At 48.8% G+C, this 26,779-nt stretch carries 18 protein-coding genes and 2 tRNA genes; 14 read left to right on the top strand and 6 right to left on the bottom strand.

Annotation, left to right across the window (positions count from 1 at the left end; all coding sequences use genetic code 11):
* Positions 1 to 28: 28 nt before the first annotated feature.
* Both C1A10_RS04375 and C1A10_RS04370 read left to right on the top strand, forming a co-directional pair.
* The gene (locus C1A10_RS04375) at positions 29 to 1,498 is read left to right on the top strand and encodes a HAMP domain-containing sensor histidine kinase (protein ID WP_101909097.1); all 1,470 of its coding nucleotides are present in this window, start codon (positions 29 to 31) and stop codon (positions 1,496 to 1,498) included.
* Positions 1,499 to 1,651: 153 nt separating this feature from the next.
* The gene (locus C1A10_RS04370; protein ID WP_101909096.1) at positions 1,652 to 3,340 is read left to right on the top strand and encodes a S1C family serine protease; all 1,689 of its coding nucleotides are present in this window, start codon (positions 1,652 to 1,654) and stop codon (positions 3,338 to 3,340) included.
* Positions 3,341 to 3,408: 68 nt separating this feature from the next.
* Here the strand turns inward: C1A10_RS04370 and C1A10_RS04365 are convergent, their stop codons facing one another.
* The 3 genes from C1A10_RS04365 to C1A10_RS18370 form a co-directional block, all read right to left on the bottom strand.
* Entirely contained in the window at positions 3,409 to 4,053 is a 645-nt protein-coding gene (locus tag C1A10_RS04365) for a potassium channel family protein (RefSeq protein WP_101909095.1), read from the bottom strand.
* Between the two features lie 30 nt (positions 4,054 to 4,083).
* Positions 4,084 to 5,427, bottom strand: coding sequence for a TrkH family potassium uptake protein (locus tag C1A10_RS04360; RefSeq protein ID WP_101909094.1), 1,344 nt, complete (start codon positions 5,425 to 5,427; stop codon positions 4,084 to 4,086).
* 121 nt (positions 5,428 to 5,548) lie between these two features.
* The gene (locus tag C1A10_RS18370; RefSeq protein WP_180950983.1) at positions 5,549 to 5,695 is read right to left on the bottom strand and encodes a hypothetical protein; all 147 of its coding nucleotides are present in this window, start codon (positions 5,693 to 5,695) and stop codon (positions 5,549 to 5,551) included.
* A gap of 548 nt (positions 5,696 to 6,243) precedes the next feature.
* Here C1A10_RS18370 and C1A10_RS04355 point away from each other — a divergent pair.
* The 3 genes from C1A10_RS04355 to C1A10_RS04345 all read left to right on the top strand — a co-directional run bounded on the left by C1A10_RS04355 (position 6,244) and on the right by C1A10_RS04345 (position 10,249).
* A complete protein-coding gene (locus tag C1A10_RS04355; protein WP_101909093.1) occupies positions 6,244 to 8,856 on the top strand; it encodes a sensor histidine kinase in 2,613 nt (870 codons plus the stop codon).
* Positions 8,849 to 9,568, top strand: a complete 720-nt coding sequence (locus C1A10_RS04350) for a response regulator (protein WP_101909092.1) — start codon at positions 8,849 to 8,851, stop codon at positions 9,566 to 9,568. Before C1A10_RS04355 ends, C1A10_RS04350 begins: the two co-directional genes overlap by 8 nt.
* 354 nt (positions 9,569 to 9,922) lie before the next feature.
* Positions 9,923 to 10,249, top strand: a complete 327-nt coding sequence (locus C1A10_RS04345) for a hypothetical protein (protein WP_101909091.1) — start codon at positions 9,923 to 9,925, stop codon at positions 10,247 to 10,249.
* Between the two features lie 330 nt (positions 10,250 to 10,579).
* On the opposite strand, the gene C1A10_RS04340 is transcribed toward C1A10_RS04345, so the two are convergent.
* Positions 10,580 to 13,600 (bottom strand): EAL domain-containing protein, encoded by a 3,021-nt coding sequence (locus C1A10_RS04340; RefSeq protein ID WP_180950982.1) that lies wholly within the window; start codon positions 13,598 to 13,600, stop codon positions 10,580 to 10,582.
* 432 nt (positions 13,601 to 14,032) lie between these two features.
* On the opposite strand from C1A10_RS04340, the gene C1A10_RS04335 reads away from it, so the two are divergent.
* The 9 genes from C1A10_RS04335 to C1A10_RS04295 all read left to right on the top strand — a co-directional run bounded on the left by C1A10_RS04335 (position 14,033) and on the right by C1A10_RS04295 (position 23,853).
* Entirely contained in the window at positions 14,033 to 15,136 is a 1,104-nt protein-coding gene (locus C1A10_RS04335) for a galactose ABC transporter substrate-binding protein (RefSeq protein WP_101909089.1), read from the top strand.
* A 102-nt stretch (positions 15,137 to 15,238) separates the two neighbouring features.
* Positions 15,239 to 16,741 (top strand): sugar ABC transporter ATP-binding protein, encoded by a 1,503-nt coding sequence (locus C1A10_RS04330; RefSeq protein ID WP_101909088.1) that lies wholly within the window; start codon positions 15,239 to 15,241, stop codon positions 16,739 to 16,741.
* A 23-nt stretch (positions 16,742 to 16,764) separates the two neighbouring features.
* The gene (gene mglC, locus C1A10_RS04325) at positions 16,765 to 17,982 is read left to right on the top strand and encodes a galactose/methyl galactoside ABC transporter permease MglC (RefSeq protein ID WP_101909087.1); all 1,218 of its coding nucleotides are present in this window, start codon (positions 16,765 to 16,767) and stop codon (positions 17,980 to 17,982) included.
* 159 nt (positions 17,983 to 18,141) lie between these two features.
* Positions 18,142 to 19,746, top strand: a complete 1,605-nt coding sequence (locus C1A10_RS04320; protein WP_101909086.1) for a response regulator — start codon at positions 18,142 to 18,144, stop codon at positions 19,744 to 19,746.
* Position 19,747: 1 nt separating this feature from the next.
* Entirely contained in the window at positions 19,748 to 21,556 is a 1,809-nt protein-coding gene (locus tag C1A10_RS04315) for a sensor histidine kinase (RefSeq protein WP_101909085.1), read from the top strand.
* Positions 21,553 to 22,518 (top strand): substrate-binding domain-containing protein, encoded by a 966-nt coding sequence (locus C1A10_RS04310; protein ID WP_101909084.1) that lies wholly within the window; start codon positions 21,553 to 21,555, stop codon positions 22,516 to 22,518. The genes C1A10_RS04315 and C1A10_RS04310 overlap by 4 nt, the downstream gene beginning before the upstream one ends.
* Positions 22,519 to 22,547: 29 nt before the next feature.
* A complete protein-coding gene (locus C1A10_RS04305; RefSeq protein ID WP_101909083.1) occupies positions 22,548 to 23,594 on the top strand; it encodes a galactose ABC transporter substrate-binding protein in 1,047 nt (348 codons plus the stop codon).
* 68 nt (positions 23,595 to 23,662) lie between these two features.
* Positions 23,663 to 23,739: transfer RNA gene (locus C1A10_RS04300), tRNA-Val, on the top strand.
* Between the two features lie 38 nt (positions 23,740 to 23,777).
* Positions 23,778 to 23,853 (top strand) — tRNA-Ala (locus C1A10_RS04295).
* A gap of 820 nt (positions 23,854 to 24,673) precedes the next feature.
* On the opposite strand, the gene C1A10_RS18720 is transcribed toward C1A10_RS04295, so the two are convergent.
* Positions 24,674 to 25,549: an ATP-dependent DNA helicase gene (locus tag C1A10_RS18720; RefSeq protein ID WP_242968830.1), complete on the bottom strand. Its 876-nt coding sequence runs from the start codon at positions 25,547 to 25,549 to the stop codon at positions 24,674 to 24,676.
* A gap of 15 nt (positions 25,550 to 25,564) precedes the next feature.
* Positions 25,565 to 26,704: a DEAD/DEAH box helicase gene (locus C1A10_RS18715; protein ID WP_242968829.1), complete on the bottom strand. Its 1,140-nt coding sequence runs from the start codon at positions 26,702 to 26,704 to the stop codon at positions 25,565 to 25,567.
* Between the last annotated feature and the right edge of the window lie 75 nt (positions 26,705 to 26,779).

Genomic DNA, 26,779 nt, shown 5'->3' with positions numbered 1-26,779 from the left:
GCATCAATGTGCAGGGGGACGATTCAATATGCGCAAAACTCTGTTCAGCAAGCATTTTGTCACTGTGGCATCCATTATTCTGCTGAGCATCACAATTCTGGGCGCGGTGCTACTGGTTTTCGCAGCACAATATTTTAAGCAGGACCGGTATAAGCTTTTGGAGCACAATGCCCATCAGGCTGCGGCGCTGACCTATTCCAATATCCGGAACAACTCGTTTGAAAGGGTAACCCCCCAGGTCGTGCTTCCCATGTACACCATTCTGGCCAATTCCATCGAGTCTGATATTTATCTTGCCAATACGGAAGGGGAACTGCTGCTGTTTGCCGAAGGCACCGGCGCTAACCACGTAAACCAGACGATCTCGAAGGCAATTATCGAAAAAGCCTCCACAGCAGGCGGTTATCAGGAGCTTGGTAAAATGGGCGGGCTTTATCCCGACGCCCATTATACCGTAGGCATTTCCGTAAACCGCGACGACGGCACATCGGCCGCTGTGGTTTTCGTTTCCGCCTCCGCAAAAGCGCTCACGGTGTTTCTGAAGGAAATTCTGAAAATGTTCATGGTCAGCTCTCTCGCGGTATTAATTCTGGCGTTTGCCGCCGTATATTTTATTACGGCGGATCTCGTGCGCCCGCTGCGCAAGATGGTGGCCGCGACACAGAGCTTTTCCAAAGGGGATTTTACCGTCCGCGTCCCGGTGGAGAGCTATGATGAGCTCGGGCAGCTGGCAATTTCCTTTAATAACATGGCCTCCTCCCTGGCGACCACGGAAACCACCCGCCGTTCCTTTACGGCCAATGTATCCCACGAGCTGCGCACCCCGATGACCACCATCGGCGGATTCATCGACGGTATCCTTGACGGCACGATTCCGGACGACAAGCGGGATTATTATCTGAACATTGTTTCGCAGGAAATCAAACGGCTTTCCCGCCTGGTTCGCTCGATGCTGAATATCGCCCGCATTGAGGCCGGCGAGCTGGAGATCAAGCCCGACCTGTTTGATGTGAACGATACGGTTATCCGCACCGTTTTTACATTTGAGCAGCCGCTGGAAGCCAAAAACATTGAGGTACGGGGTCTCGACCACGGTAAGGTCATGGTAGAAGCCGACCCCGACCTGATTCACCAGGTGATCTACAATTTAATTGAAAACGCGGTTAAATTTGCCAGCGAGGGGGGCTATATTGAAGTGGAGTACACGGAGGACGACGTAGCCACCAGCGTTTCCATCAAAAATTCCGGCGACGGGATTCCCAAGGACGAAATTCCTCATGTATTCGACCGCTTTTATAAAACTGATAAATCCCGCAGCCGCGACAAGGGCGGCGCCGGCCTCGGGCTGCATATCGTCCGCTCCATTATTAATCTGCATGGCGGCGACATCATTGTCCGCAGCGTGGAAGGGGAATACTGCGAGTTTGTGTTCACAATTCCAAAACCGCAGAAAAAGAAGAAAGAAAAAGAAAAGGAGCCAAGATTAGAACTGCAGTAATAAATTAGAAATAAAGATTTCAACTATTTTTCATCATAATATTCAAATCTTTTTAAATCTTAGTTATTTTATTTTCACATTTACCCGTTATACTAAATACAGTCAAAGCAACGAGAACATGATTTCACATAACCGGAAAGGCAGTTGACCAATATGGAGGACAATTTTAACCATCTTAATTCAGAAGACAACGAGAATACAGAGCGGACCCCGCACAATGAAGAAAACAGCACCCCAAATCCCGGCGGCAGCACACTGGGAAATCCACAGAATTACGGCAGTACAAACGCTCCTTCGTCAGACGAAAACGACGGATGGAATTCGCCGCGGCAAAACGGCGAGGAATACCGGCCGCCTTATTACTCGGAGACTCACCGGCAGTCTTCCCGCCCGCAAAATGAGCTGCCTCCTCAACAGTACAGCGCGTCCGGAGGCTGGCAGCAGAATTCAAACCAGTCGCGCGGCAAAGAGCCGTATCAGTGGAAGTTTGAGGATTATCAGCAGGCGCAGGCCGCAAGTCCCAAACGACGCAGCAAGGGCTTGATTGTCTTTTCGGTAATTCTCGCGTCAGTCGTGGTCATTTCGCTGGTTTCCGTGGCCGGTGTCAGCATTTTTAACACGATTCAAGGCAATCGATCATCTGTTTCCGATACCAACGAACCAAGCCTGAATGTGCCCGCAAGCGAACTGCCCGGAATTACGCTGCAGGATAAGCCCGCAAACTCCGAAGCACCGTCACCGGACGGAAAGCTGTCCACCGAACAGATTGTGGATGAAGTTGAACCTTCCATTGTGGCAATCACCACCTACCTGAATTATGGGCAGTATCAGGCGGAAGGCATGGGCAGCGGCATCGTAATCAGCGATAACGGGTATATTGCCACCAATGCTCATGTAGTGGAAGGGGCCATCGGCATTACCGTCACAATGAGCGACGGCACCACGAAATATGAGGGTCGCGTCGTCGGAGCGGATACAAAGACTGACCTGGCTGTGATTAAAGTGGAAGCGACAGGGCTCTCTCCCGCATCCTTCGGCAATTCCGATCAGGTGAAAGTCGGTGAAAAGGTTATCGCAATCGGCAACCCGCAGTCTATGGAATTTGCCGGAAGTGTGACGCAGGGCATTGTTTCCGGACTGAACCGCCAGCTCACTGCAAGTTCCGGCGCCGGCGGCTCCACCACCACTTATTCCAAGCTGATTCAGACCGACGCGGCCATCAATCCCGGCAACTCGGGCGGCGCGCTGGTAAACGAATACGGGCAGGTTATTGGCATTAACTCCGCCAAAATGATTTCCACCGGCGCGGAGGGCATGGGGTTCGCGATTCCTTCCAATGAAGTCAAGCCCATCATTGATGATCTTGTGAAAAACGGACGTGTTACCGGGCGTGCTATGCTCGGTATCACTGTTTATCCGGTTGATATCTCCGCCGCGCGGCTGAACAATGTGCCTATCGGGCTGTTTGTACAGTCTACCATGCCCGAATCAGACATTTCGAGAGCAGGCATTGTCCCCGGAGACATCCTCACCAAAGCAGACGGGGTAGATCTTGACAGCAATCAGGCGCTCAGCAAGGTGCTGGAAGGTAAAAAGCCCGGTGACACCATCGAACTGGAAGTCTTCCGCCCTGCTGCCCGTTCTGGCGTTTCCGGCAAAAAGTTCACTGCAACGGTTAAACTGATTGAAGATATGGGCAATACAGCTACCAACAACCAGCAGCCGGTGCCGGAAGTCACTGATCCGAACAGCGGGAATAAGTATAATCCCGGCAACGATGACAGCGAGTATCAGGACCCTTACGAGGAATTTGAAGATTTCTTCAACCAGTTCTTTGGCTGATCCCAAAAATGGTATGAAAAAGGCAGTTTTGGAAAAATCCAAAACTGCCTTTTCTGTTTTAAAAGTGATTAATCCACCAGCTTTTTTACATCCGCATGATGGCCTAAGATAATCAGCGTCTCTGTTCCCTTGAACTCATAGTCCGGCTTTGGAAGCGGAAGAATTTCACCGTCCTGCTTGGTCGCCAAGATGCTGATATGGTATTTGGTCCTTACTGCCGTTTGAATGATGGTTTTCCCAATCCACGATGTAGGCACAGAAATTTCATAAATAGAGTATTCCGGGGTCAGCTCAATATAGTCGAAAATACTGTTCGAACTGTATCGGACCGCCATACGGATTGCCATTTCCTTTTCGGCATAAACGACCTTGTCAGCGCCGTTGCGCAGCAGAAACTTTGCGTGGACGTCCCTGCTTGCACGTGCCAGCACAAACTTGGCGCCGCACTCCTTCAAAAGCGACGTGGTTTCCAGCGAGCTTTGGAAATTATCACCGATAGCGACCACACAAAGATCGAAATTGCGCACACCGAGTGAGGCGATGAACTGCTCGTTGGTGCTGTCTCCAATCTGCGCGCTGGTGACAAACGGGAGCACTTCATTTACCCGTTCCTCATTGATATCAACCGCCAGAACTTCATTGTTTAATTCATTGAGCTTTTGAGCCATATGTTTTCCAAACCGGCCCAAACCAATTAACAAAATCGATTTCACAAAGATACCCTCCGTTATGAATTGCGAAAATTATCCGACTACTATCCGCTCCAAAGGCATTTTGGATGGAGCTGCTGAACGGCTGTCCGCGATGGAATAAAGGATGGTCAGGCATCCTACCCGCCCGAAATACATTAGAAAAGTCAGTATGAGTTTAGACGGAACGTGCAGCGCCGGGGTAATCCCCAGAGAAAGCCCGACCGTACCGATTGCGGATACCGACTCAAACATGGATTCCGTCATAGTGACGCCTTCCACCCAGGAAATCAGCATTGTTGACAGACCGATAAAAAATAAATACAAGGTCAGCACTGTCGACGCATTGCGCAGAACGTCATGATCTACCCTGCGTTTAAAATATTCAATCGAGGGGCTTTTTCTCCACATAGAAGCAACATCCAACACAAACAGCGCGGCTGTCGTTGTCTTGATACCGCCGGCAGTAGAGCCGGGCGAACCGCCTATCAGCATCAGGGCAATGGTTAAAAAGATACTGGCACCGTTCAGTTTGGTGAGCTGTACCGTATTAAAGCCCGCCGTTCTGGGTGTAATTGCCTGAAAGAGGGAAGCCAATATTTTTTCGCCGGTGCTTTTCCCGTCAAAAGCCGCCCCATTTGCCTCTAAAAAAAAGAAAAGCACCCCCGAAACGACGATCAACAAGCCTGTCGCCGCGAGGACGGTCTTGGTATGGAGTCTGTATTGATTCCAATGATGCCGGTGATGCCACAGGTCTTCCCACACAAAAAAGCCTAAGCCTCCGATGACAATCAAAAACATTACCGGCAAATTAATGAGAGGATCCCCCGAAAAGCGGGTCAGCGACGAGGAAGGTTCCAGCGCCCCCATCAGGTCAAACCCTGCGTTGCAGAACGCCGAAATGCTGTGGAAAACGGAAAAATAGATTCCCTTTGTAAAGCCAAACAGCGGGCATAAACGAAAAGACAAAACCAGTGCTCCCGCTATCTCGCAGAAAAGCGTTCCGTAAAAAACAAACCGCGTCAGCCGGACAATTCCACCCATCTGAGGTGCGGCAATCGACTCCTGCATCACGCAGCGCTGTTTCAGGCCGATTTTCCGTTTTGTAAAAGTGGTAACGGCGATTGCCAGCGTTACAAATCCAAGGCCGCCGATCTGGATCAGGAACAGGATAACCGCCTGTCCGAATCCCGACCAATAGGTGTATGTATCGTATATGACCAGCCCCGTCACACAGGTTGCGGATGCCGAAGTAAAGAGCGCGTCAAAAAACGGTGTGCTCTGCCCGCTTCGCGTGGAAAAAGGCAGCATCAAAAGCAAAGCACCTGCCAGAATGATTACCAGATAACCAAGTGTTAAAAACTTCGTAGGGGTAATTTTACGCCAAAAAAGCTGCATTGATAAGCACATCCATAAAATCAAAATTTCACCGTATGAACCAGCATATCATTTTTCATATTAAGAAGATATTAAGATCAGAATTGTGGCATTAATATGATATAAAGGCAGTTTGTTTTTCCTATTCCCTGTTACTGGCCTCCCGTTCTTTTTGCTCCGCTTCTCCGATAAAAATTCCCCCCTGAAGAAACGCATCCAGTTTTTTCACTGCCCAAAAACCGATTCCTCCTATGTATAGAATTCCCAGGATCAAAATTGCCGTATCCATCAAAAACCACACCCATCCTTCAAGAGTTCGTTATCATTATATAGAGCGCGGGATTAATACGGCGTTAGAATATGAAGCGAACGTGTTAACAGCATATAAAGATCAGCTTTATCCGTTTCTCTTTATAGAATCTTAATCCTGCAAATCATTCATCATTGCATTCCCAACCTTGCGGAATGTGATATAATAACCGCAGTACGGTTATTTTATCAGTTTATGGCCGGGGCGATTATACGTTTATGGCCAAGGCGATGCGCTCGCAAAAGCTCGCTTCCGCCCAAATGGCCAATTATACCACACGTACTCTGCACTTGTGGTATAATAGCCGCAGAACAAACAGCAAATCTGTTTGTGGCCGCGCTTTGCGCGGTCAGCGGCGCTGACGCGCCGCGCTGCAGATGTTACAACCAGAATCCAGCCGACATAGTCGGCTGCCGCCGCTTTGCGGCAAAACAAACCATAAAACGGTTTGTAATTATGGTATAATAAGCACATTGCAGACAGAGAAACCCCAGGTTCCGGATGACTGCGGAGAGGAGAAAACGGACATGTCCAAAAGAGCTTTGGGAATGCGGGCGGAGGAACCCGAAAAAAAGCCTGGAAGACTGAGGATCTATTTCAGCTACGCGGCCGGAACGGGAAAGTCTTTTGCCATGCTGGAAGCGGCTCATGAGGAAAAATCGCGTGGGACCGACGTTGTGGCCGGATATCTCAGCCCGCTTTCCGCTTCGCAGACAGTTTCTCTTTTAGACGGGCTGGAAGCCCTGCCGCTTTACAAATCAGGCGAATTTCATCTGGACCGCGCAATCAGGCGGCATCCACAGCTGATTTTGGTGGATGAAATGGAGCATACCAATGCCCAGGGATGCCGCAACAGGAAGCGTTATCAGGATATTGAAGAACTGCTCAAGGCCGGTATTGACGTTTATACCACTCTTGGTGTCCAGAATATCGAAAGCCTCAGCGATGCCGTAACATCTATTACCGGAAACGAGGAGACCAATCGGATTCCCGACAGCATTTTTGACAGCGCCGACCAGGTCGATCTGATTGACATCGAACCGGAAGAGCTGATCGTTCGTATGCGTAAGTCACCCGACGAGCGGTTACTGGAAAAACTGTCCGCCCTGCGGGAGCTGGCACTGCGCCGCTGTGCCGACCGGATGGGAAAGAAAGCTGAAAAATCGCAGCAGTCGGTCTTTCATGAGGAAACCCATCTGGAAGAGCATATTCTGACCTGCATTTCCGGTTCTCCGTCCAACGCGAAAGTCATCCGCGCGGCGGCGCGCATTGCCAATGCATTTCATGGTTCTTTCACGGCTCTTTTTGTTCAGCAGGCGGACGATACCAGAGAAAAGGGCAGCGACGTCCGCCTGATGGAAAACCTGAAACTTGCGGAACAGCTCGGCGCACGGGTTGCCACTGTGTATGGCAGAGATATCGCCACACAGATTGCGGAATATGCGAAAATCAGCGGCGTGACGAAGATCGTTATCGGACGCTCCAACGGGAAAAGGCGTTGGTTTGCCAATAAGCCGGTGCTTGTGGAACGGCTGATCGGCATGATGCCGAATATGGATATCTATATTATTCCGGAGTCCATGCCGCCATTTGAGACACGGCATTCTGAAAAAGTCCGCTGGTCTTTTGCGGACGCATGCAAGACCGCCGGTATCCTCTGCCTGACCTCGCTGGTCGGCCTGTGGTTTTATCACTTGGGATTCAGCGAGGCGAATATCACCACTGTCTATATTCTGGGCGTTCTTCTTATCTCGATCGCCACAAACGGACAGGTTTATGGCAGTATCGCGTCCCTGCTGAGCGTTGTGGTGTTTAATTATCTGTTTACAGAGCCGCGATTTTCCTTAGTAGCCTATAACACAGGCCATTTGATCACCTTCACCGTTATGCTGATCGCCTCTTTTGTAGCCAGTTCACTGACCATCCGGGTCAAGGATCAGGCTGTTCAGGCCGCCAGAAAAGCCTACCGTACCGAGGTGCTGCTTGAAACCAGCCAGATGCTGCAACGGACGAAAAGCAGCGAGGAAATCATCGGGCAGACAGCCCGCCAGATGATTAAGCTGCTGGGCCGGAGCGTATTTTTTTATCCGGTTGGCGACGGCCGCCTGAAAGTACCTGTTTTGTTTGAGAAAGACGGAGAAGCAATTGTTTGGGGCCGTTATACCAGCGAATCCGAGCGGAAAGTCGCACAATGGGTTTTGAGCAACGGCAAGCACGCAGGCGCCACCACAAATACCCATTCCGACGCGAAATGCCTGTATCTTGCCGTCAGGAGCCAAAACAATGTTTTCGCGGTCACAGGCATCGTGATGGAGGGCGTGCCCATTCTGGATGCCTTTGAAAAGAACCTGCTGATTGCTATGCTGAGCGAATGCGCGCTTGCGCTGGAGAAAGAACAGATGAGCGACACAAAAAACCGGATCGCCATTCAAGCCCAGCGGGAGCAGCTGCGCGCAAATCTGCTGCGGGCCATTTCCCATGACCTGCGCACCCCGCTTACCAGTATTTCCGGCAGCGCCGGAATTCTGATGAGCAACAACGCCATCCTGAGCGAGAGCAAAAAGCAGCAGCTTTATACCGATATCTACGATGATTCCATCTGGCTGATCAACCTTGTGGAAAACCTGCTGTCGGTAACTCGCATTGAAAACGGGACGATGAATCTCCACATGGAACCGGAACTGCTCGATGAGGTGATTCAGGAGGCGCTGGCACATATTAACCGCAGAAGTTCGGAGCACCCGATTCAGGTGCAGCTCGAGGACGACCTGCTGATGGCCAGAATGGATTCCCGTCTGATTATACAGGTGGTTATCAACATCATTGATAACGCCATCAAGTATACGAAATTAGGCTCCACAATCCGCATCAGCGCAAAAAAAGAGCACCAGATGGTGGTTGTGGAAATTGCGGACGACGGGGACGGGATTCCTGATGACCAGAAAAAACACCTGTTCGAGATGTTTTTCACCGCCGACAACCAGCGCAGCGACCGTCGGCGGGGGCTTGGCCTGGGGCTGTTCCTGTGCAAATCGATCATCAACGCGCATGGCGGAACAATTTCCGTACAGGACAACCAACCGCATGGAACCATTTTTTGCTTTACATTGCCGGCAGAGGAGGTACCTTATCATGAATAAACCAAGAATATTAATCGTCGAGGATGACAAGGCTGTCCGGAACCTGATCGCGACCACCCTCGAGACGCAGGGCTATCAGTATTTTACAGCTGAAACGGGTGCGATTTCCATTCTGGAGGCTGCGTCTCAGCAGCCGGACATTATCATTTTGGACTTGGGCCTGCCTGATATGGACGGCATGGACATCATCCGAAAGGTACGTACATGGTCCAATGTCCCGATTATTGTAGTGAGTGCGCGCAGCGATGATCAGGATAAAATCGAGGCACTGGACGCGGGTGCGGATGATTATCTGACGAAGCCGTTCAGCGTCAATGAGCTTCTGGCGAGGCTGCGCGTAACCTTGCGGCGCATCAGCTATGACAGGGAAAAACAGGGAAAGTCCTCGAGCGTTTTTATCAACGGCGACTTGAAAATTGACTATGCCGCCGGCTGCGTATTTGTGGAAAACCGGGAGATCCATCTGACCCCCATGGAATACAAGCTGTTATGTGTACTTGCAAAAAATGCCGGTAAGGTGCTCACCCATAATTTCATCCTGAAAGAGGTCTGGGGCAATCCAATGCCTGCCGATACCCCGTCCCTGCGCGTTTTTATGGCGACCCTGCGCAAAAAAATCGAATCGGTTCCTTCTCAGCCCAAATATATACAAACGCATATCGGTATCGGGTACAGAATGCTTCGAATTGCCGAAGAAAATACGAATCTGTAAGCCGCATCGTTCTGCAAACAGTCAGCCTGATCTGTTATGACAATATTCATCTAAAATCAAACGAATTTTTAGATGAATTGATACATCACATTGCAAGAAGAACGAATCAATCCGACGCAATTGATGCAATCTTACAAACCTTCCCGGAATGTATTGACTGTGATATTTCTTTCTCCTATACTTGTAAATACAAATAGCGCTTCCTTATGAAGCACCTGCCATCATCTCCCATGGCAGGTGCTTCATTGTTTTAACCCCGCAAAACCGCTCTGATACACCGAAGCACAGCCACAGCCATATAATAAAGCATGGATATAATGTCCATAGATTAACTGATATGGATGTGATGATATAATGGGAATTAAAACATTTACGAATAACACCGGCTCTGCCCTGCAGGTCTATTTGTTCGTAAGAGCCGGAAGTAATCCGGGATGCATCAGAAGACGCATCGGGTTCACTCTGATTGCAAATGAAAGCAAAACCATCGCCTACGGCAGTGATACCGACCCATTCCTCGATGGAATTTTGGCTTATCAGAACAGCAACGGACAGTATATCTGCACAAAAATGTGTGTAACCGCAAGAGGAAGTGCGGCAGACAACCTGCTGAATACTAATAATACGATCTTATTCAGCCTGACCAACAGTTCCATTGTGATCACCGCGCAAAACATCTGATCCTTGCCTGAAACCGCCGGGGCCGGTGCATCAGCCTGGTCCCGGCGATATGCATATCAAACTTGAGTTTTACGATCCGTCAGTCTATTGGCTTTCTTTTGCGCATAAGCATTGAGAGGTGATGCAAAATGAACAATCCCGGCTGTCCCGATAAAAACACCTGCAACTGCAGACCGCAAAACTGTTCCAGACGTCCATCCGGCTGCTGCGGTACCGGATGTCTCACTCCGTTTCTGATCGGGTTGGGAATCTTCTTCTTACTGGTCGTCATCTTTTCGCCCTTTGTATTCTTCTAAAAGGCAGAAGCCCGCATGGTGCGGGCTTCTGCCTTTAACTGATTGTGTCTGCTGTTTCCGGGTGAGCAGCGATCTGACGGATTTCCTCCTGTACCGCGGGAGGAATCTGCTGGCAGATTGGGGCCGGCCGGGCTGTATAATAACCCTGGACATAGTCGACATTATTTTGGATGACCGTTCGGAGTTCATTGATCGTTTCAACCCCCTCGGCAATGACTCGGATGCCCCTGCTGTGCGAATACGAAACCAGATTCTGCAAAATCTTCTGACGATTTATGTCAGTATCGATATTACGCACAATGGAAATGTCAATCTTCACAAAATCCGGCCGGACCGACAGAAGCGCCACATCGCTGTTATATCCGGTTCCGAAATCGTCCAGCGCCACCTGCGCCCCCCACCGCGCGGCAACCTTCTGCTTGATGCGGGTACAGTTTTCGCCCTGCTTTTCCTCCTCTGTCAGTTCGATGACGACCCTGTCAAGCAATCCGGCATACCGGTGCTCGATATCCGCAAAGTCCATTTCATTCAATACCTGATTTGCAATGGAATTGATGAAAAGGTGGCTGTCTTTCGAAATCCCCTCCAGTTTGCAGAATGCGGAAAGCGCATTTTTCCAGGTCAGACGCTCAATCTGATAAAGCTTAAACTGGGAGCGCGCAAGCATCAGGATTTCCAGCGGCGTCTTAATCGTTTCAAGCGTCGGGCGCATTAAAGCTTCATAAGCGAAGACCTCCGCGGTCTTTGCGTCGACAATCGGCTGAAAATAATATTCAATCAGCTCGTCATCAATCAGGCGGTTCAACTCCTCTTTGTAACGGAGAAGATAGGAATTGTGCATATAGTTTTCTTTGTCGAATTCCGCAAATTCACCTTTTTGAGAGTTTTTTACCATATACATTGTAAAGTCGGCATACTTCATCAGCAATTCCACCGAGTTGGCATCAAACGGATACCACGCGACACCGGCCGATGCCCGTACACGAAGATGCTTCTGGTCCGGCAGGGCAAAAATGGTTGAACAGACGCCTTTCCAAAATGCAACGATTTGTTCATAGATCTCTTTCCTGCTGTCGGGGCCAAAGAAAAAGACATAAAATTCATCTCCCGACATCCGGGATACAAGGCAGTTTGGCGGCGCGAACCGCTTCATTGCCTCGGCGGAGCATTTGATATACTCATCCCCGGCGTCGTGCCCATAGGTATCATTGATGTACTTCAGATTGTCCAGATCCAGCATCATCAAGGCTGCGGTCTTGGTTTTTCCGTCAATTTGCAGCCTGTGCCGAATCCGCTCATCAAACGTCCGCCTGTTCAGCAGGTTTGTCAGAGGGTCATAGTCCCGCTCCCGTTCAATTTTGCGCCGTTCAAGGATTTCCTGCGTGATATCTGTCGCTACCCCGAGCATGCGGTCATCTTCCCTGACCACTTTGAGTTTTACCCAAAACTGCTCGCCGGTCTCTCGTTTCAGGCGGAAAACCGTGATATTGGGAGCCTTGATCTTATCAAAGGAATCATTCAGAGCATGCATCTCCCGAAAAAACTGTTCAGCAGGCAATCGCTCCTCATCCAGCGCCGCGTTTTCCCTTCCGAACATCCGAAAAAAGCCTTCCGTGCAGAACACTTTTCCTTCCTTTTCCAGATATTCAAATGCTGCGACCGGGATATCCACAAGGCGGATGATCTGAGTCAGTTTTGATGCCGAATCCGCGACCCGGCGGCTTAAACCTTCTATTGCGGCGGAAAGTTCATCAATTTCCGTTACCTGCACCCTTTTTAGTTTCAGGGGGCGGTCGGTATCGATCTCCCGCACGTCCCGCACAAGCGCAGCGATTGGGCGGCTGAGCAGTGTGCCTGTGATCCATGCGCCCGCAGCCCCCAAAATTAACGATGAGATCACTCCCAATAACAGGATGTCCTGCATCCTGTTAGAAAACTCAAGGAGGGTCCCCCCCTCCATAATACCTAGCAGCGCCCAGCGTTCCTGAGAAAATGGAGAATCGTCCTTATACAGGTTCATGTACTGCACACTGGCATAAACATCCTTGTAATTGTGGCCGCCGCGTTCCATCAAATAGCTGTCTTGATACACTTCCCCCGGCTGGCAGGCCACCGCCGCATCCGAGCCGAACAGGCTGTCCAGCACAGGGCCGCTCGATACAACCCGGCTGAACCGCAGGCTGTCCGAATCGTCCACCGCAAGGGTATAACCCCCTTTTCCCCCCGCGTTTATCTCGTTGTACGGCATCATCTGGCGTATGCTGTCCTGCGCAACTTCAACTCCCAGGACTGCAAGCACTTCGCCCTGGCGATTCCTCACCGGAATGGAATAAGTAATTGCATGCTCTGTTCCAGCCATGTGGCTCCAATATCCCAGATCGGAAGGGGATCTGCCAAGATACTGTTCTCCGGCAAAAAGCGGCTTGTAATAAAAATCAGCCTGACCGTTTTCCACAGCGTCAGAAGGAAACTGAAACGCCGGCTGCCAGTTGGGGGTTCGGCTTACACCACAGTGTTCCAAGGTCAAAAGAGGGCCTATTGCCGCCGTCAGGTCCAAATTGCTGCCCGCAACAAAGTCAGCTCCCGTTCTGCGAATTAAGATGCCCGGTTTTTCCTCCTTTTGACCCTGCTCATCGGCTTGCGCCACATCCTCCCCGCTCAAAACCAGAAACACACCCGACACGGAATTGCGCCGCAATATATAAATTAATTCCTTCATACTGTCGTTCAGTATTTGGGTAGAAAGTTCTTCATTCAAAGGGATGTCACCAGACGCCGATCCGGTAATCAACAGCTGCCGTTCAATTGCCATGCGAATCATCTGGGCAGAGTCTGAAACGCCGCTCCAGCGATGAATCATTTCATTTTGGAGATAGTCCCTGCGGCTGGCCACCCGTTCGCTCATCATATCAAACGCATTTTGATTTAAGCGTTCCGCCATTCCGCCCCACATAATGATGGCAAAGAACAGCCCCATTTGCAGAATCATGGCAACCAGTATCGGAAACAGCATTTTTCTTCTGATCGAACTGCGTTTTAAATTGAGCCTGATCATTCTATTCCACATCCAAATTAGTATGATTCTTTTGATTACAGAGAACTTCTCATCTTTGCAATACGCTCAACCAGCCCATTCATGATTTTTCTGTCAGTATGGCTAAATAATGGAAAAACAATTATACCTGATTATATCTAAAAATTTACGTTTCGTCAAAAATTTTTAAAAAGCCAATTCGGATTGAACTATGCATATGATGGGCAAACTAGCTCTGAAAGGGAAACACAGCGAATCATTTTTGTTAACATGCACAAATCTCGACCTGTTATATGGTGTATTGTAGAGCAATTGTAAAGATATTTTATAGAAGACAAAAGAATATCGAATAGTATTCTGTTTGATGCGCCGCTATAATATGGTCAGTGGATTCGGGCATGTTGGGAGAACATGCCAACCACAAAATGAAAAGAATTTAGGAGGAAAATTCACATGAAAAAGACACTTGCGCTTGTGCTTGCCGCCATGATGGTTTCATCCCTGGCTGCCTGCGGCGGTTCCAAGGCCGAATCATCGTCTGCCGCTGCTTCTGAAACAGCTTCCGAAGCGGCTTCCGCGTCTTCCGAAGCAGCCCCCGCCGCCGATGCTTCCGATATCACAGTTGGTGCCTGCATTTATAAGTTTGATGATACCTTCATGACCGGCGTTCGCAACAATATGACCGAAGCCGCGAAAACACTCGGCGCCACACTGGAGATCGTTGACTCCCAGAACAAACAGCCGACTCAGAATGAGCAGGTTGACACCTATATTACCAAAGGGGTTAACGCTCTGGCAGTAAACCCTGTTGACCTGACCGCTGCCGGCCCGATCATCGACAAAGCCATGGCGGAAGATCTTCCGATCGTATTCCTGAACCGCCAGCCTTCCGACGCGGATATGGCGAAATATGACAAGACCTGGTATGTCGGTGCAAGAGCGGAGGAATCCGGCACAATGTCCGGTGAAATCATCGCCGACTATTTCAAAGAGCATACAGATGCCGACAAAAATGGCGACGGCAAAATCCAGTATGTGATGCTGCAGGGTGAGCCCGGACATCAGGATGCTACTCTGCGTACCGAATATTCCATAAAAGCAATCGAATCTGCCGGATTCGGAGCTGACAAGCTTGCGGCAGACACCGCTATGTGGGATAAGGTAAAAGCGACCGACCTGATGAAGACCTTCATCGCCGCGAACGGCCTTGACAAAATTGAAGCTGTCCTCGCAAATAATGACGATATGGCTTTGGGCGCCATCGAAGCTCTGAAAGCGGAAGGCTACAACACCGGCGACGCCACGAAATATATCCCGGTTGTCGGCGTTGACGCGACCGCTCCTGCTCTGGCCGCTATGAAAGACGGCTCTCTGCTTGGCACCGTTCTGAATGACGGCAAAAACCAGGGTATCGCAACCATCAACATCGCTGTTGCGGCCGCACAGGGTAAAGAAATCAATAAAGACAACGTTGGTTTTGAGGTAACCGATGGGAAATATGTCTGGATCCCATATGTAAAAGTAACTGCTGAAAACTATGAAGAGTTTGCCAGCTGAGTTGGGATAACATTCACGGGGAACGCGAAAGCCACGCTTTCCGCGTTCCCCGTCCTACGCATTTTTGGGGGTATTTATTTTGATTAGAAGGAGGGCGATTATATGGGCGAATATGTGCTGGAAATGAATCATATTACCAAGATTTTCCCCGGTGTCACCGCACTGGACGATGTCAGCCTGAAAGTCCGCCCAGGCAGCGTTCATGCTTTGATGGGCGAAAACGGCGCCGGAAAATCCACTCTGATGAAATGTCTTTTCGGCATCTATCATGAAGACGGCGGCGAAATCATCTTAGACGGCCAAAAGGTCGAGATCGGCACTTCCAAACAGGCCCTGGATATGGGTATTTCCATGATCCATCAGGAACTCCATCCAATCCGCTTCCGGCCGGTAATGGAAAACATCTGGCTTGGCAGGTTCCCCATGCAGGGCATCGCTGTGGACAAAAAGGCGATGATCCGGAAAACCAAAGAGCTTTTTGCACAGGTTGATCTGGACGTCAACCCACAGGCGCTTGCCGGTACCCTGTCCGCCTCCACACTGCAGCTCGTCGAAATTGCCCGGGCTGTCAGCTATAACTCAAAGATAATCATTATGGATGAGCCAACTTCCTCTCTCACGGATAACGAAACCGAACACCTGTTTAGAATTATTCGGAAATTAAAAAGTGAGGGCAGGTCGATCATCTATATCTCTCATAAAATGGAAGAGATTCTAAAAATCTCGGATGAAGTGACCATTATGCGTGATGGCCGCTATGTGGGCACCTGGCCGGCATCCGATCTGACGACCGACTTGATCATTAAGAGAATGGTCGGGCGCGATATGACCAATCGTTTTCCGCCCAAAGACGGAATTACTTATTCGGAACAGCCGGTCCTGCGTGTGAATGGGTTGTCCTCCCCACTTCCGAAGTCTTTCCAGAACGTCAGTTTTGAACTGCGCAAAGGCGAGATTCTCGGCATCGGCGGCCTGGTAGGCGCGCAGCGTACGGAATTGGTCGAAGCAATTTTCGGGCTGCGGGAAATTACTTCGGGTACCGTGGAAAAAGACGGGCAGCCGTTTAAAGTAAAAAGTGTGCGCGACTCCAAAGAGCGCGGAATTGCGCTGCTGACAGAAGAACGGCGCGCCAGCGGCGTATTCGGGATTTTGTCGGTGCTGGACAATACGGTCATCGCCAGCCAGACAAACTACGCGCGTAATGGTATTCTCCAGCAGAAAAAACGCGTTGACGCGGCGAAAAGCTCTTGCCGTCAGCTCAACGTCAAAACGCCTTCTATGGAAACGCTGATGCAAAACCTTTCCGGCGGCAATCAGCAAAAGGTTCTGATTGCCCGCTGGCTGCTGACCAATCCGGACATTCTGATTCTAGACGAGCCAACCCGCGGAATCGATGTCGGTGCGAAATATGAAATTTACACGATCATGCTGGACCTGGTGCGGCAGGGAAAATCCATTATTATGATTTCCTCCGAAATGCCCGAACTGCTTGGGATGGCCGACCGTGTTATGGTGATGTGCGAAGGAAGGGTTTCCGGATTTTTGGAAAAAGACCAGTTCGATCAGGTCGAAGTCATGCGTCTGGCGACCCAATTCATAAAGTGAAACAGGAAAGTGAGGCAACTGGAATGCAAGAACATAATATTCACCGCAGGACGTATTCCGTCGCGTTCATCATTATCGGCGTAATTCTATTTGCGTTTGGCATAGCCTTCGGCCTTGCCGTGCCGGCACTCAAACTGGAAAAAGTGATTTTTGACATGCCGTGGATCATCGCGGGTATCGGCGCCATCGTCGCTATCTATGGAATTGCGCAGCTCATTCGCTCTGAAAGTCTTGGGAATGTAGAATTCTCCAGAAAAACCGCAAGAACATTTTTAACAAACAACGCAATCATTCTGGCACTTCTATTGCTTGTTGTCGTGATCTGCATTATCGAGCCGCGTTTTATGCAATTCCGCGTTTTGCTCGACATTCTGACCATGTCATCCACCAAGCTGATTATTGCGCTCGGTATCTGCTTTACCCTGCTGATCGCCGGTACCGACCTCTCCGCCGGGCGTATGGTGGGGCTGGCAGCTGTCATTTCCTGCTCAATGCTGCAAACCCCTGACTACGGAAACCGGTTTTATCCCAACCTGCCGCAGATTCCGGTTCCGATCCCGATTATACTGGCAATTCTCGCCTGTATGGTTTTCGGTGTTCTCAATGGCTTTTTGGTGGCGAAATATGATATGCATCCTTTTATCGCGACACTGGCAACGCAGGTTATTATTTACGGCGTGACTTCCCTGTATTTTGATATGCCCCCCAACAACTCCCAGCCAATCGGCGGAATCCGCCCCGATTTTTCCAAACTGGGTCTGACAAAGCTGTTTGACAGATTTTCTGTTTTAATTCCGATTGCGCTGTTCATTACCGCAATTATCTGGTTTGTACTCAACAAGACCGTATTCGGGAAAAATGTATACGCAATCGGCGGTAACCGCGAGGCAGCGGTCGTTTCCGGTGTCAATGTCTTTAAGACGATCATGGGAATCTTTATTCTCGCTTCCCTGCTCTATGGCATCGGCGGCGTGCTCGAGGCGGCAAGAACCGCCGGCGCCACCAACCAGTATGGAATGGGCTATGAGCTGGATGCCATCGCGGCCTGCGTGGTCGGCGGCGTATCGCTCAACGGCGGTGTCGGCAAAGTAGGCGGAATCATATCGGGTGTCCTGATCTTTACCGTAATTCAATACGGTCTCCAGTTCATCAATGTATCGCCGATGTGGCAACAGGTTTTCAAAGGCGTTATTATTGCAGTGGCTGTCGCGATCGATCTTTCCAAATATCGCAAGAAATAAAGCATTCCTTATTTTAAGAGCCAACTTTTTAAGTTGGCTCTTTCTTTTTTTTGTAAAAATGATATAATTAAGTCGTACATTGTTTTAAATGATTTGTATAGTAGTATAGCGATTCACAGCGATTGAAAATCCGGTCACTCTGAAAATGAGGTTATGTCTATGTCTTTATACCGCATTATTCTGGCGGACGATGAAGAAGAAATCCGCGACGGCATTAAACGAAAAATCGATTGGGCAGGAAATGGGTTTGAACTGGTAGGTTCGGCTGAGAACGGCCAGGAAGCGCTCGAAATGGCGGAGAGCCTGCATCCCGATGTGGTCATGACCGATATCAAAATGCCGTTTATGGACGGCCTGACGCTTGGCAAACGCTTATCGGAACTGATGCCGGGAGTCAAAATCGTGATTTTTTCAGGTTTTGATGACTTCGAGTATGCACAGAAGGCCATTCAGATTAACGCCGCGGAATATATTCTCAAGCCCATCAACGCAGCGGAGCTTACCGCTGTCCTGAAAAAGCTCAAATCACAGCTCGACGGGGAATTTGCGCAGAAACGTGACCTCGAGCTGCTGCGCAAACATTACCTCAACAGCCTTCCGGTTTTGCGGGAGCAGTTTTTCACCCGTCTCATGGACGGCCGCATCTCGCAGGAGCGCATCCGGCAGCAGTCCGCTCTTTACGACATCGATCTGTCAGGTAATTTTTGGACGGTTGCGCTTGTCCATTATGACAGCGATGAGGACGAAAACACGCCAATCAGCGACAGCGAACTGATTCCGCTGTCGCTCAAACAGCTGATAGACGAGAGCCTGCGCCGTTACAATTTTAAAAGCCTTATTTTTAACGATAACGTGGCTGTCATTGCCAGCTTTGAATCGCGCGGCCAGATTCTTGCTCTTATTAACGACATGAATCAGGTCTGTAAGCTGGCAAGGCGGTTTTTGGAGCTGACCCTCACTATCGGGGTCGGTTCTCCCTGTTCCGCGCTTACCGACCTTCATTTTTCCACATCCGGAGCCCGCACGGCGCTGGATTACAGGGTACTGATGGGCCGCGGCAAGACGATTTATATTGATGACGTGGAGCCGGACCCTACCGGACTCCTGCAGTTTGACGAACAAAGCGAACGCAGCCTGATTTCCACAATCAAGCTTGGCACGCCGGATGAAATCATCCGCGCCGCGGAGCAGTTTATCGGGCAGTTTAAAGCTGTGCGCCTTTCGTTGGGCCAGTACCAGCTTTACCTGATGGAAATGATGGCAGAGCTGCTGCGCGTTATTCGCGCTTACCAGATCGACCCGTCCGAAGTTTTCGGGAAAGATTTTGACGGCAATTTTCACCTTACCCAGTTTAAATCTCCTGATGAGCTGTGGGGCTGGTTTTCGGAGACCTGCCTGAAAATCAGTTCCCTGATACGCCGGGAACGCACAAATTCAACCCGTGCAATGGCGGACAGGGCACGGCAATTCATTGCCCAGAATTTTCAGAACCCGGACATCTCCGTGGAAATGCTGTGCGATCATCTGCATGTCTCCCCCGCTTATTTTTCCACCCTGTTTAAAAAGGAAACCGGCATGAGCTTTGTCGCCTACCTGACCAATGTACGCATGGAGGAGGCCATCAAGCTGCTCTCGACTACCGAAGACAAAACATACGAGATATCGCTCAAAATCGGCTATACGGAACCGAATTATTTCAGTTATGTCTTTAAAAAGCAATTCGGTATGTCGCCCACCCGGTATCGCGGCAGCAAGGGTGAGTGAGATGTCCGATACGCTGAAAGACAGGTTCCGGCGGCTTGTAAAATCCTATCAAAAGCGCAGCATTCAGTTTATGATCTCTCTGTCGTTTACGGTTGTCGCAATGGCGGGGATGGTTTTTCTGGGGATGGCCCTGTACCTGCGGTTCACCTCCGCCACGGAAACTATGCTGAAGGAAGAAAACCGCCGCGTGATCGACCAGGTGAACATAAACCTGGATGTTTATCTGCGCAATATGATGCGTGTATCGGATTCCATGTATTACCGTGTGATTAAGAACTCCGATCTTGCCGTGGAACCGATTGACAAGTCGATGAACCTGCTTTACGAAACGAACCGGGACTTGCTGATCAGCATTGTGGTATTGGATGAAAACGGAGAACTGGTGGGAGTTTCCCCCGTTTCAAAGCTGAAAAAAACGGCCCGGCCTGAGGAGCAGGAATGGTATATGCGCGCCATGAACAAGATCGAAAACCTGCACTTTTCCTCCCCCCATGTCCAGAACCTGTTTGAAGATCCCGATTTTCGTTACCGCTGGGTGATCTCCCTGTCCCGCGCGGTGGAACTGACCAGCAACGGCAGCGTCCGGCACGGTGTCCTGCTGGTTGATATGAATTTTTCCGGGATTGAACAGTTGTTTAAAGATGTGAGCCCCGGCGGAAAAGGGTATATCTACCTGACCGACAGCGAAGGCGAAATTATCTATCATCCCCGCCAGCAGCTTCTCTTTTCCAACCTGATTAAGGAAAATAACCTTGACGCCGCACGTTATGAGGACGGAAGCCATGTGGAAAAGTTTCAGGGGGAAGAACGTGTTGTCACAATCAAGACCGTGGGCTACACGGGATGGAAAATTATCGGCGTAACCCCCATGTCGGACATGACATCGGATTATTACCATATCCGTATGTTCGCGGTGTTTATCCTGTCGTTTCTGATGTTCCTGATGGTTTATGCCAACCTCTATCTTTCCTCCCGCATCGCCGACCCGATCAAGACTTTGGAACGTTCGGTGAAAGAACTTGAAAATGGCGATCTGAACGTTGAGATTGCCATTGGCGGTTCTTACGAAATTCAGCATCTGGGAAAAACAATCCGGTCCATGGTTGCGCAGATGCGCAAACTGATGGACGATATTGTCGCGGAGCAGGAGTCCAAACGCAAAAGCGAGCTGGACGCACTGCAAAGCCAGATTAATCCCCACTTCCTGTATAACACGCTGGACTCCATCGTCTGGATGATTGAAAACGAGCGCTATCCGGAAGCCATCTCCATGGTTACGGCGCTGGCACGTCTGTTCCGCATCAGCCTGAGCAAAGGCCGCAACATCATCCCTGTCAGCGATGAACTTGAACATGCCCGCAACTATCTGACCATTCAGATGGTGCGCTACAAAAACAAATTTCAGGTGGATATCAACGCCGAGCCGGAAACGCTGCGGCTTTCCACAATTAAATTGATTATTCAACCGCTGCTGGAAAACGCGATTCACCACGGCATGGAATGTATGGACGGCGACGGCGAAATTTCCGTTCATGCTTACCGCAAAGACGGCGACCTTTATATTGACGTTTCCGATAACGGCATGGGGATCCCGGCAGAGCTTTGTAAAACCCTGCTGACCGACCAAAGCCGCATCCGCTCCAAAGGTTCCGGCATTGGGCTGCGCAACGTCCATGAACGTATCCAGCTCTGTTACGGCCGCCCATACGGGCTCACAATTTTCAGTGAGCCGGACGAAGGAACCACCGTCAGAATCCGGCTTCCGCAAGTCGAATACGACGGCGCGCCCGAAAGGGGGGCTGTTTTATGAACAAAAAGCGGATTCTTGTTTTTCTTTTGCTTTTGGCAGCTTTCTGCATCTGTTTTTCTGTTTATGCTTTTGGAATCCTGGTGGAAGATAACCCGCCGCGCGTCTACAATATTTCCGTAATCGTCCGGGGAAAAAACAGCGAAAGCTGGGATTCCGTTAAACAGGGCTGTGATCAGGCCGCAAGTGAAATGAATGTGGAACTCAGTTTTATTACCCTGTCGGAAGAAAATGACGCCGCAGAACAGGCCGCCCTGCTGAACCGTGAACTGGAGGGCGGCGCGGATGCCGCCATACTCGCTGCCGCGGACAGTGAAAGGCTTGTGCCGGCGGTTGAACAGGCCGCCGTTAAAATTCCCGTGATCTGCATTGAGTCTCCGGTAAACAGCAGCCGGGTTTCTTCTTTTATTTCCGCGGACAATTATCAAATGGGCGTACAGCTCGGGCAGGAAATCATGGATTCCGGCAACGCCCGCAAAAGGATCGCCGTTATTGAAAGCAGCTGGCAGTGCGATAACGTCCGGCAGCGCATGGAGGGACTGGCCAGCGCGCTTGGCTCTCTGGGCGGTAAAATGATTCACTGGCCGCTTCCGGACAATTCCATGCAGGCGTCGCAGAAGATTGCCGAACAGCTGGAAAAAGGGGAAGCCGATGTGGTGATCGCCCTGGATGTCACCGCGCTGGAGCTCGCCGCGCAGGCGATTTCCGGCTCTTATACCGAGTCCGTGAAACTGTTCGGCATCGGTTCCACCGGGCGGGTGGCGTCCTTCATTGAACAGGGCACGATCTCGGCAACGATCGTCCAGAATGATTTCGGTATCGGATATCTTGGCGTAAAATACGCAGTAGACGCGATTGAGGCACGGCCGGTTGCTTCGACCTTTGAGGTTGAGCACCGTTTAATCAACATTGAAAATATGTACGACACAGAAAACCAGCGTTTGCTCTTTCCATTCATCCGTTAACACAAATTTATCAATTGGAGGCGCGTCACATGAAAAAGCACCCCCTGATGGCTTTTGTTCTGCCGCTTGCGGCAGCAGTCTGCTTGTGCGCCCTGACAAATGGGTGTGCCCTCCAGACCAGTTCGGAATCGGAAAGCCATATGCGGCAAATCAAGATCGGCATGACCCTTTACAGACAGGATGACACATTTATCTCTACCATTCAAAAAAATTTTGAGGCAATTGTAAAAAACCGCGAGGCATCGGAAAATGTCAAAATCATAGTCAATATTCTGGACGGCAAGGGGAACCAGGGCGTCCAAAACGACCAGGTAGACAAATTTTTATCTCAGGGCTATGATGTGATCTGTGTGAACGAAGTCGACCGTACCGCGGCGTCTGTCATTATCGACAAAGCAAAGTCCGCGGATATCCCGGTTGTGTTTTTTAACCGGGAACCTGTCGAAGAGGATTTGCAGCGCTGGGAAAAAGTTTATTATGTCGGCTCCGACGCCCGGGAAGCCGGCCAAATGCAGGGGCAGGTTGTTGTCAGGGCTTATCAGTCCTCCCCTCAAGCCGTTGACCGGAATGGCGACGGGAGGCTCCAGTATGTCATGCTGGAAGGCGAACAGGGGCACCAGGACGCACTGATCCGGACAGAGTATTCTGTAAAGGAAGTAACCAATGCCGGAGTTGAAGTTGAAAAACTGGCAAATGAGACCGCGAACTGGCAGCGGTCACAGGCATCGGCTATCATGTCCCGCTGGATAGAGGATTTAGGGGACCGGATCGAAGTGATTTTCTGCAATAATGACGACATGGCTCTTGGCGCGATTGACGCTTACTCCGCCGCCGAATTGGACCAATTGCCGGTAATCGTCGGAATTGACGCAACTCCTCCCGCGCTTGAAGCAATTAGGGACAGGACGCTCACCGGCAGCGTCTTAAATGATTCCAAAGGGCAGGCCGAAGCGATTTTCAATATTGCCTATGCGCTTGCAACAGGTTCAGACCCCAAAGAATCAGTTCCAGAACTGGATGGAAGATATGTATGGGTTCCACAAAAAATAGTTACTTTTGCAAATTTGCCTTCTTAATTTATTTCAATTTTTGCAAATTTGGTCTTTACAAGCCCCCTTAAAAATGCTATACTATTTCTTGCGTCGGGAGTATAGCTCAGCTGGTTAGAGTGCCTGCATCACACGCAGGAAGTCGCGGGTTCGAGTCCCTCTATTCCCACCAGCAAAATCCGGACAGGTTCTGCTTGTCCGGTACCATTTGGGGGCGTAGCTCAGCTGGGAGAGCGTACGGTTCGCATCCGTAAGGTCGAGAGTTCGATCCTCTTCGTCTCCACCAATTGTTAACAGAAAACGAGTCTGAGCGTTCAGGCTCATTTTCTGTTAAGATTAGTATATAAACGGCAGGGCATTGGGTAAACAACGCCCCACCGTTTTATATAAACTTACACATACTTGCACGCTCCAAAATAATGGAATACCACGAGCTTGTCCGTTGGTATCGGACAGACCGCCTGAAGCGTAACCAGCGAATTGGTTGTCATCGCAGTTCAAAGGCACCACACTTTTGATTTTCGCTAACTGCCTGCTACGGATGGCCAAAGCCGTCCCCAATCGCATCGTGCGCGTGATACAGAGCATTGCTGTGTAGACAATGCTCACCATGTGTCATCACATATAAGGCGCGTTCCTGCCCCATCTCAGCGGCGTATTTCATGAAAGCGTCATGGCAGATTCACCAACTAGATGAATTGCTCTGGATTCATGTATCTAACCTCGTGTGTGACATAAGTTGTCAAGGAGCGCCGCTCAGGGCGGGTACTTGCTTGTATGTGAAAACGCCGGGTAGACGTTAACACCAAAAAATAAGAGCTTCCAGATGTTACCTTTCACTGAAACATCTAAAAGCCCTTGAAAAATGTATCTTAACCATGATAAAATATCATGGAAAGAACCTCTCATAAGTCTTATGGATGTTGTGCTTTAACATCTTTTAAGGCGCATGCATACCGGTTGTTGGAAGCAATCGGTATGCTGTGGGAGTTTTTTTGCTGTCATAATATAACTCCATAGGAATATTATACCATGCTATTCCAAAAATTGCAATATAGATATACACAAAAGACCTGATTTCATTATCAGGTCTTTTACTGATATATTTAAAAAAGTTTTCTATAAAAAGTCCTGATTTCTTCTAAACTGCTTGTGCGATTATGGATCGGAAGCGCGGCCCATACCATATCTTTATATGGGGCTGTAGAATTGTCATTAAGGCGGGAATCTACAATAGAAACAATGCCCTTATCATCAAAATTTCTAATCAGCCTGCCTATTCCTTGCTTTAATTTCAAAATCATCTCAGGAACATTAACATCCATAAGAGCGTCTTTTGCCATAGAACCTTTATATTGGATAATCGGATCCGGTATAGGAAACGGCAATCGAAAGATTATTAGATTAGAGAGACTCTCTCCTTTAATATTAATCCCTTCCCAATAGGCTCCTGTGCCAAGCAATACTGAATCTGTGTTCTCACGGAACTCCCCTGTAATTTTCTCCTGAGATGAATTACCTTGTTGCCTAAGTATTTTATAAGGCAAGTTCATTCCCGACAACAACTTATAGACTTGTTCCAGATCGGATTTCGCTGTAAACAATACAAGGGCTTTCCCATGGGAAATTTCGAAAAGTTCAACAAGCCTATTAACCGCTTTATCCATGAACTCTTTGTGCTGTTTTGTTGGGTGTGGAAGATCAGCACAGTAATAAATCATCGCATGTTCGTCGTAAGGAAATGGAGATGGCTTTGGTTCAGATAGAAAACCTTTACCGTTTTTGATTGGAAAACCAGTATTAGACATGAAGTAGGCATATTTTTCTTCTTCACTTCCATAAACAGTGTTAGTAAGAGTTGCCGAAGTCATGATAGTTCTAAATTTTTCATTTTCAAAATATAACCGGCTCACCAGCGCCGCAGTATTTTTGGGGCAAGAAACTATACCTACACTTTTATTGTTCTGTTCAAGCCAATACAAGTTCTTTTTGTTTTGTTAATTTAATTTTGCAAAAAAATTCTCGATCGTGATTACTTCATCAATTGCTGCGTCAAATAATCTGTTATTCATTGCGGAATGAAGCTGAACGTTTTCAGAAATTCTTGAGATAACTCTGTAAGTGTCTTTTATCAATAATTTTGTTTCATCGTCAAAAGGCAGAAAAAATCTATCTGCATACTTCATATCATTCATTGCTGTATTGATTTGTATTCGAATTAATCTTTGCAAATGATCATAGAATTTATCTAATACTAAATTTAGTTTGTCGATAAGTACATCTATATTTGTACCGTGTTTTCGTACACTTTTACTGGCCTGAACAATATGAGCCATGATTTGTTCCTTACCATACCTTTTAATAAACACATTACGAACCTTATCCTCCAAATTGTGAGCCTCATCTATTACAATTAGCGATAGTTTAGGATTGAAAAGAGGCGAAAATCCCCCGCTTATTTTTTGAAGATGAACCGTTAGGAGATCCTGATTGCAAAGAACAATTCCATTAGTGCTTATCATAGCATCTCTCATGATTTTAAACGAACAACGCTTTTTATAGTGGCAGCGATCACACGTTTTAAAACCATAATCTCTAATATTAATATTATCCCAAATTCTATTTTCAATGTCATATTCGAAGTCTCTTCGATCACTTTTACCTTGTTTAATATCTCGGCGGAGCATTTCTGTTAATTTGTCCTTTTTTTGACTCAGATAATTATCAGCCCTCATACGACAAACGTAGTGAGTCTGGCCCTTTGCCAGAATTACTTCCGGGTGCAAATTGAGAAGTTTTTTTAGAACCTTAATATCTGATTTTAATTGTTCCTGCAGAGCAATTGTTGAAGTCGCAATTGCAACTGGAGTTGCAAACTCACGATTGTAAAGTAAGGCAGGCACAAGATAAGCAAAAGATTTTCCAATACCAACTCCCGCCTCCACCGCTATATGCTGGTTAGATTCTATTGCTTGAATAATATCTAATGCCATATTCTGTTGACCTTCGCGGTTCTCAAATCCTCGTTGCCGCCTTGCATCACGTATAAAAAAATTCCATGTTTTTTGAGTAATGCGATCTAATTTTTCTTTTTTATCTTTTTGGTCATACGTAAAGTCTATGGTCATATATGGCATGTCTTTTCCTCTCATTACCTTTCTTTAGTATGTGCTTTTGCTTTACGGTATAGCTATAACTTGTATAAACAAACA

This window comes from Marasmitruncus massiliensis, from assembly GCF_900186535.1.
Taxonomy (GTDB): Bacteria; Bacillota; Clostridia; order Oscillospirales; family Ruminococcaceae; genus Anaerotruncus; species Anaerotruncus massiliensis_A.
This window is presented reverse-complemented; position numbering and strand designations above follow the sequence as displayed.

What these genes read in the sequence shown, in the direction of transcription:
- C1A10_RS04345 (WP_101909091.1), top strand. Translation starts at nt 9,923, where the DNA reads ATGGGAATTAAAACATTTACGAATAACACCGGCTCTGCCCTGCAGGTC.
- C1A10_RS04305 (WP_101909083.1), top strand. Translation starts at nt 22,548, where the DNA reads ATGAAAAAGCACCCCCTGATGGCTTTTGTTCTGCCGCTTGCGGCAGCA.
- C1A10_RS04335 (WP_101909089.1), top strand. Translation starts at nt 14,033, where the DNA reads ATGAAAAAGACACTTGCGCTTGTGCTTGCCGCCATGATGGTTTCATCC.
- C1A10_RS18370 (WP_180950983.1), bottom strand. Translation starts at nt 5,695, where the DNA reads ATGGATACGGCAATTTTGATCCTGGGAATTCTATACATAGGAGGAATC.
- C1A10_RS04330 (WP_101909088.1), top strand. Translation starts at nt 15,239, where the DNA reads ATGGGCGAATATGTGCTGGAAATGAATCATATTACCAAGATTTTCCCC.
- C1A10_RS04355 (WP_101909093.1), top strand. Translation starts at nt 6,244, where the DNA reads ATGTCCAAAAGAGCTTTGGGAATGCGGGCGGAGGAACCCGAAAAAAAG.
- C1A10_RS04320 (WP_101909086.1), top strand. Translation starts at nt 18,142, where the DNA reads ATGTCTTTATACCGCATTATTCTGGCGGACGATGAAGAAGAAATCCGC.
- C1A10_RS04350 (WP_101909092.1), top strand. Translation starts at nt 8,849, where the DNA reads ATGAATAAACCAAGAATATTAATCGTCGAGGATGACAAGGCTGTCCGG.
- mglC (WP_101909087.1), top strand. Translation starts at nt 16,765, where the DNA reads ATGCAAGAACATAATATTCACCGCAGGACGTATTCCGTCGCGTTCATC.
- C1A10_RS04360 (WP_101909094.1), bottom strand. Translation starts at nt 5,427, where the DNA reads ATGCAGCTTTTTTGGCGTAAAATTACCCCTACGAAGTTTTTAACACTT.
- C1A10_RS04310 (WP_101909084.1), top strand. Translation starts at nt 21,553, where the DNA reads ATGAACAAAAAGCGGATTCTTGTTTTTCTTTTGCTTTTGGCAGCTTTC.
- C1A10_RS04340 (WP_180950982.1), bottom strand. Translation starts at nt 13,600, where the DNA reads ATGATCAGGCTCAATTTAAAACGCAGTTCGATCAGAAGAAAAATGCTG.
- C1A10_RS18715 (WP_242968829.1), bottom strand. Translation starts at nt 26,704, where the DNA reads ATGCCATATATGACCATAGACTTTACGTATGACCAAAAAGATAAAAAA.
- C1A10_RS04375 (WP_101909097.1), top strand. Translation starts at nt 29, where the DNA reads ATGCGCAAAACTCTGTTCAGCAAGCATTTTGTCACTGTGGCATCCATT.
- C1A10_RS04370 (WP_101909096.1), top strand. Translation starts at nt 1,652, where the DNA reads ATGGAGGACAATTTTAACCATCTTAATTCAGAAGACAACGAGAATACA.
- C1A10_RS04315 (WP_101909085.1), top strand. Translation starts at nt 19,748, where the DNA reads ATGTCCGATACGCTGAAAGACAGGTTCCGGCGGCTTGTAAAATCCTAT.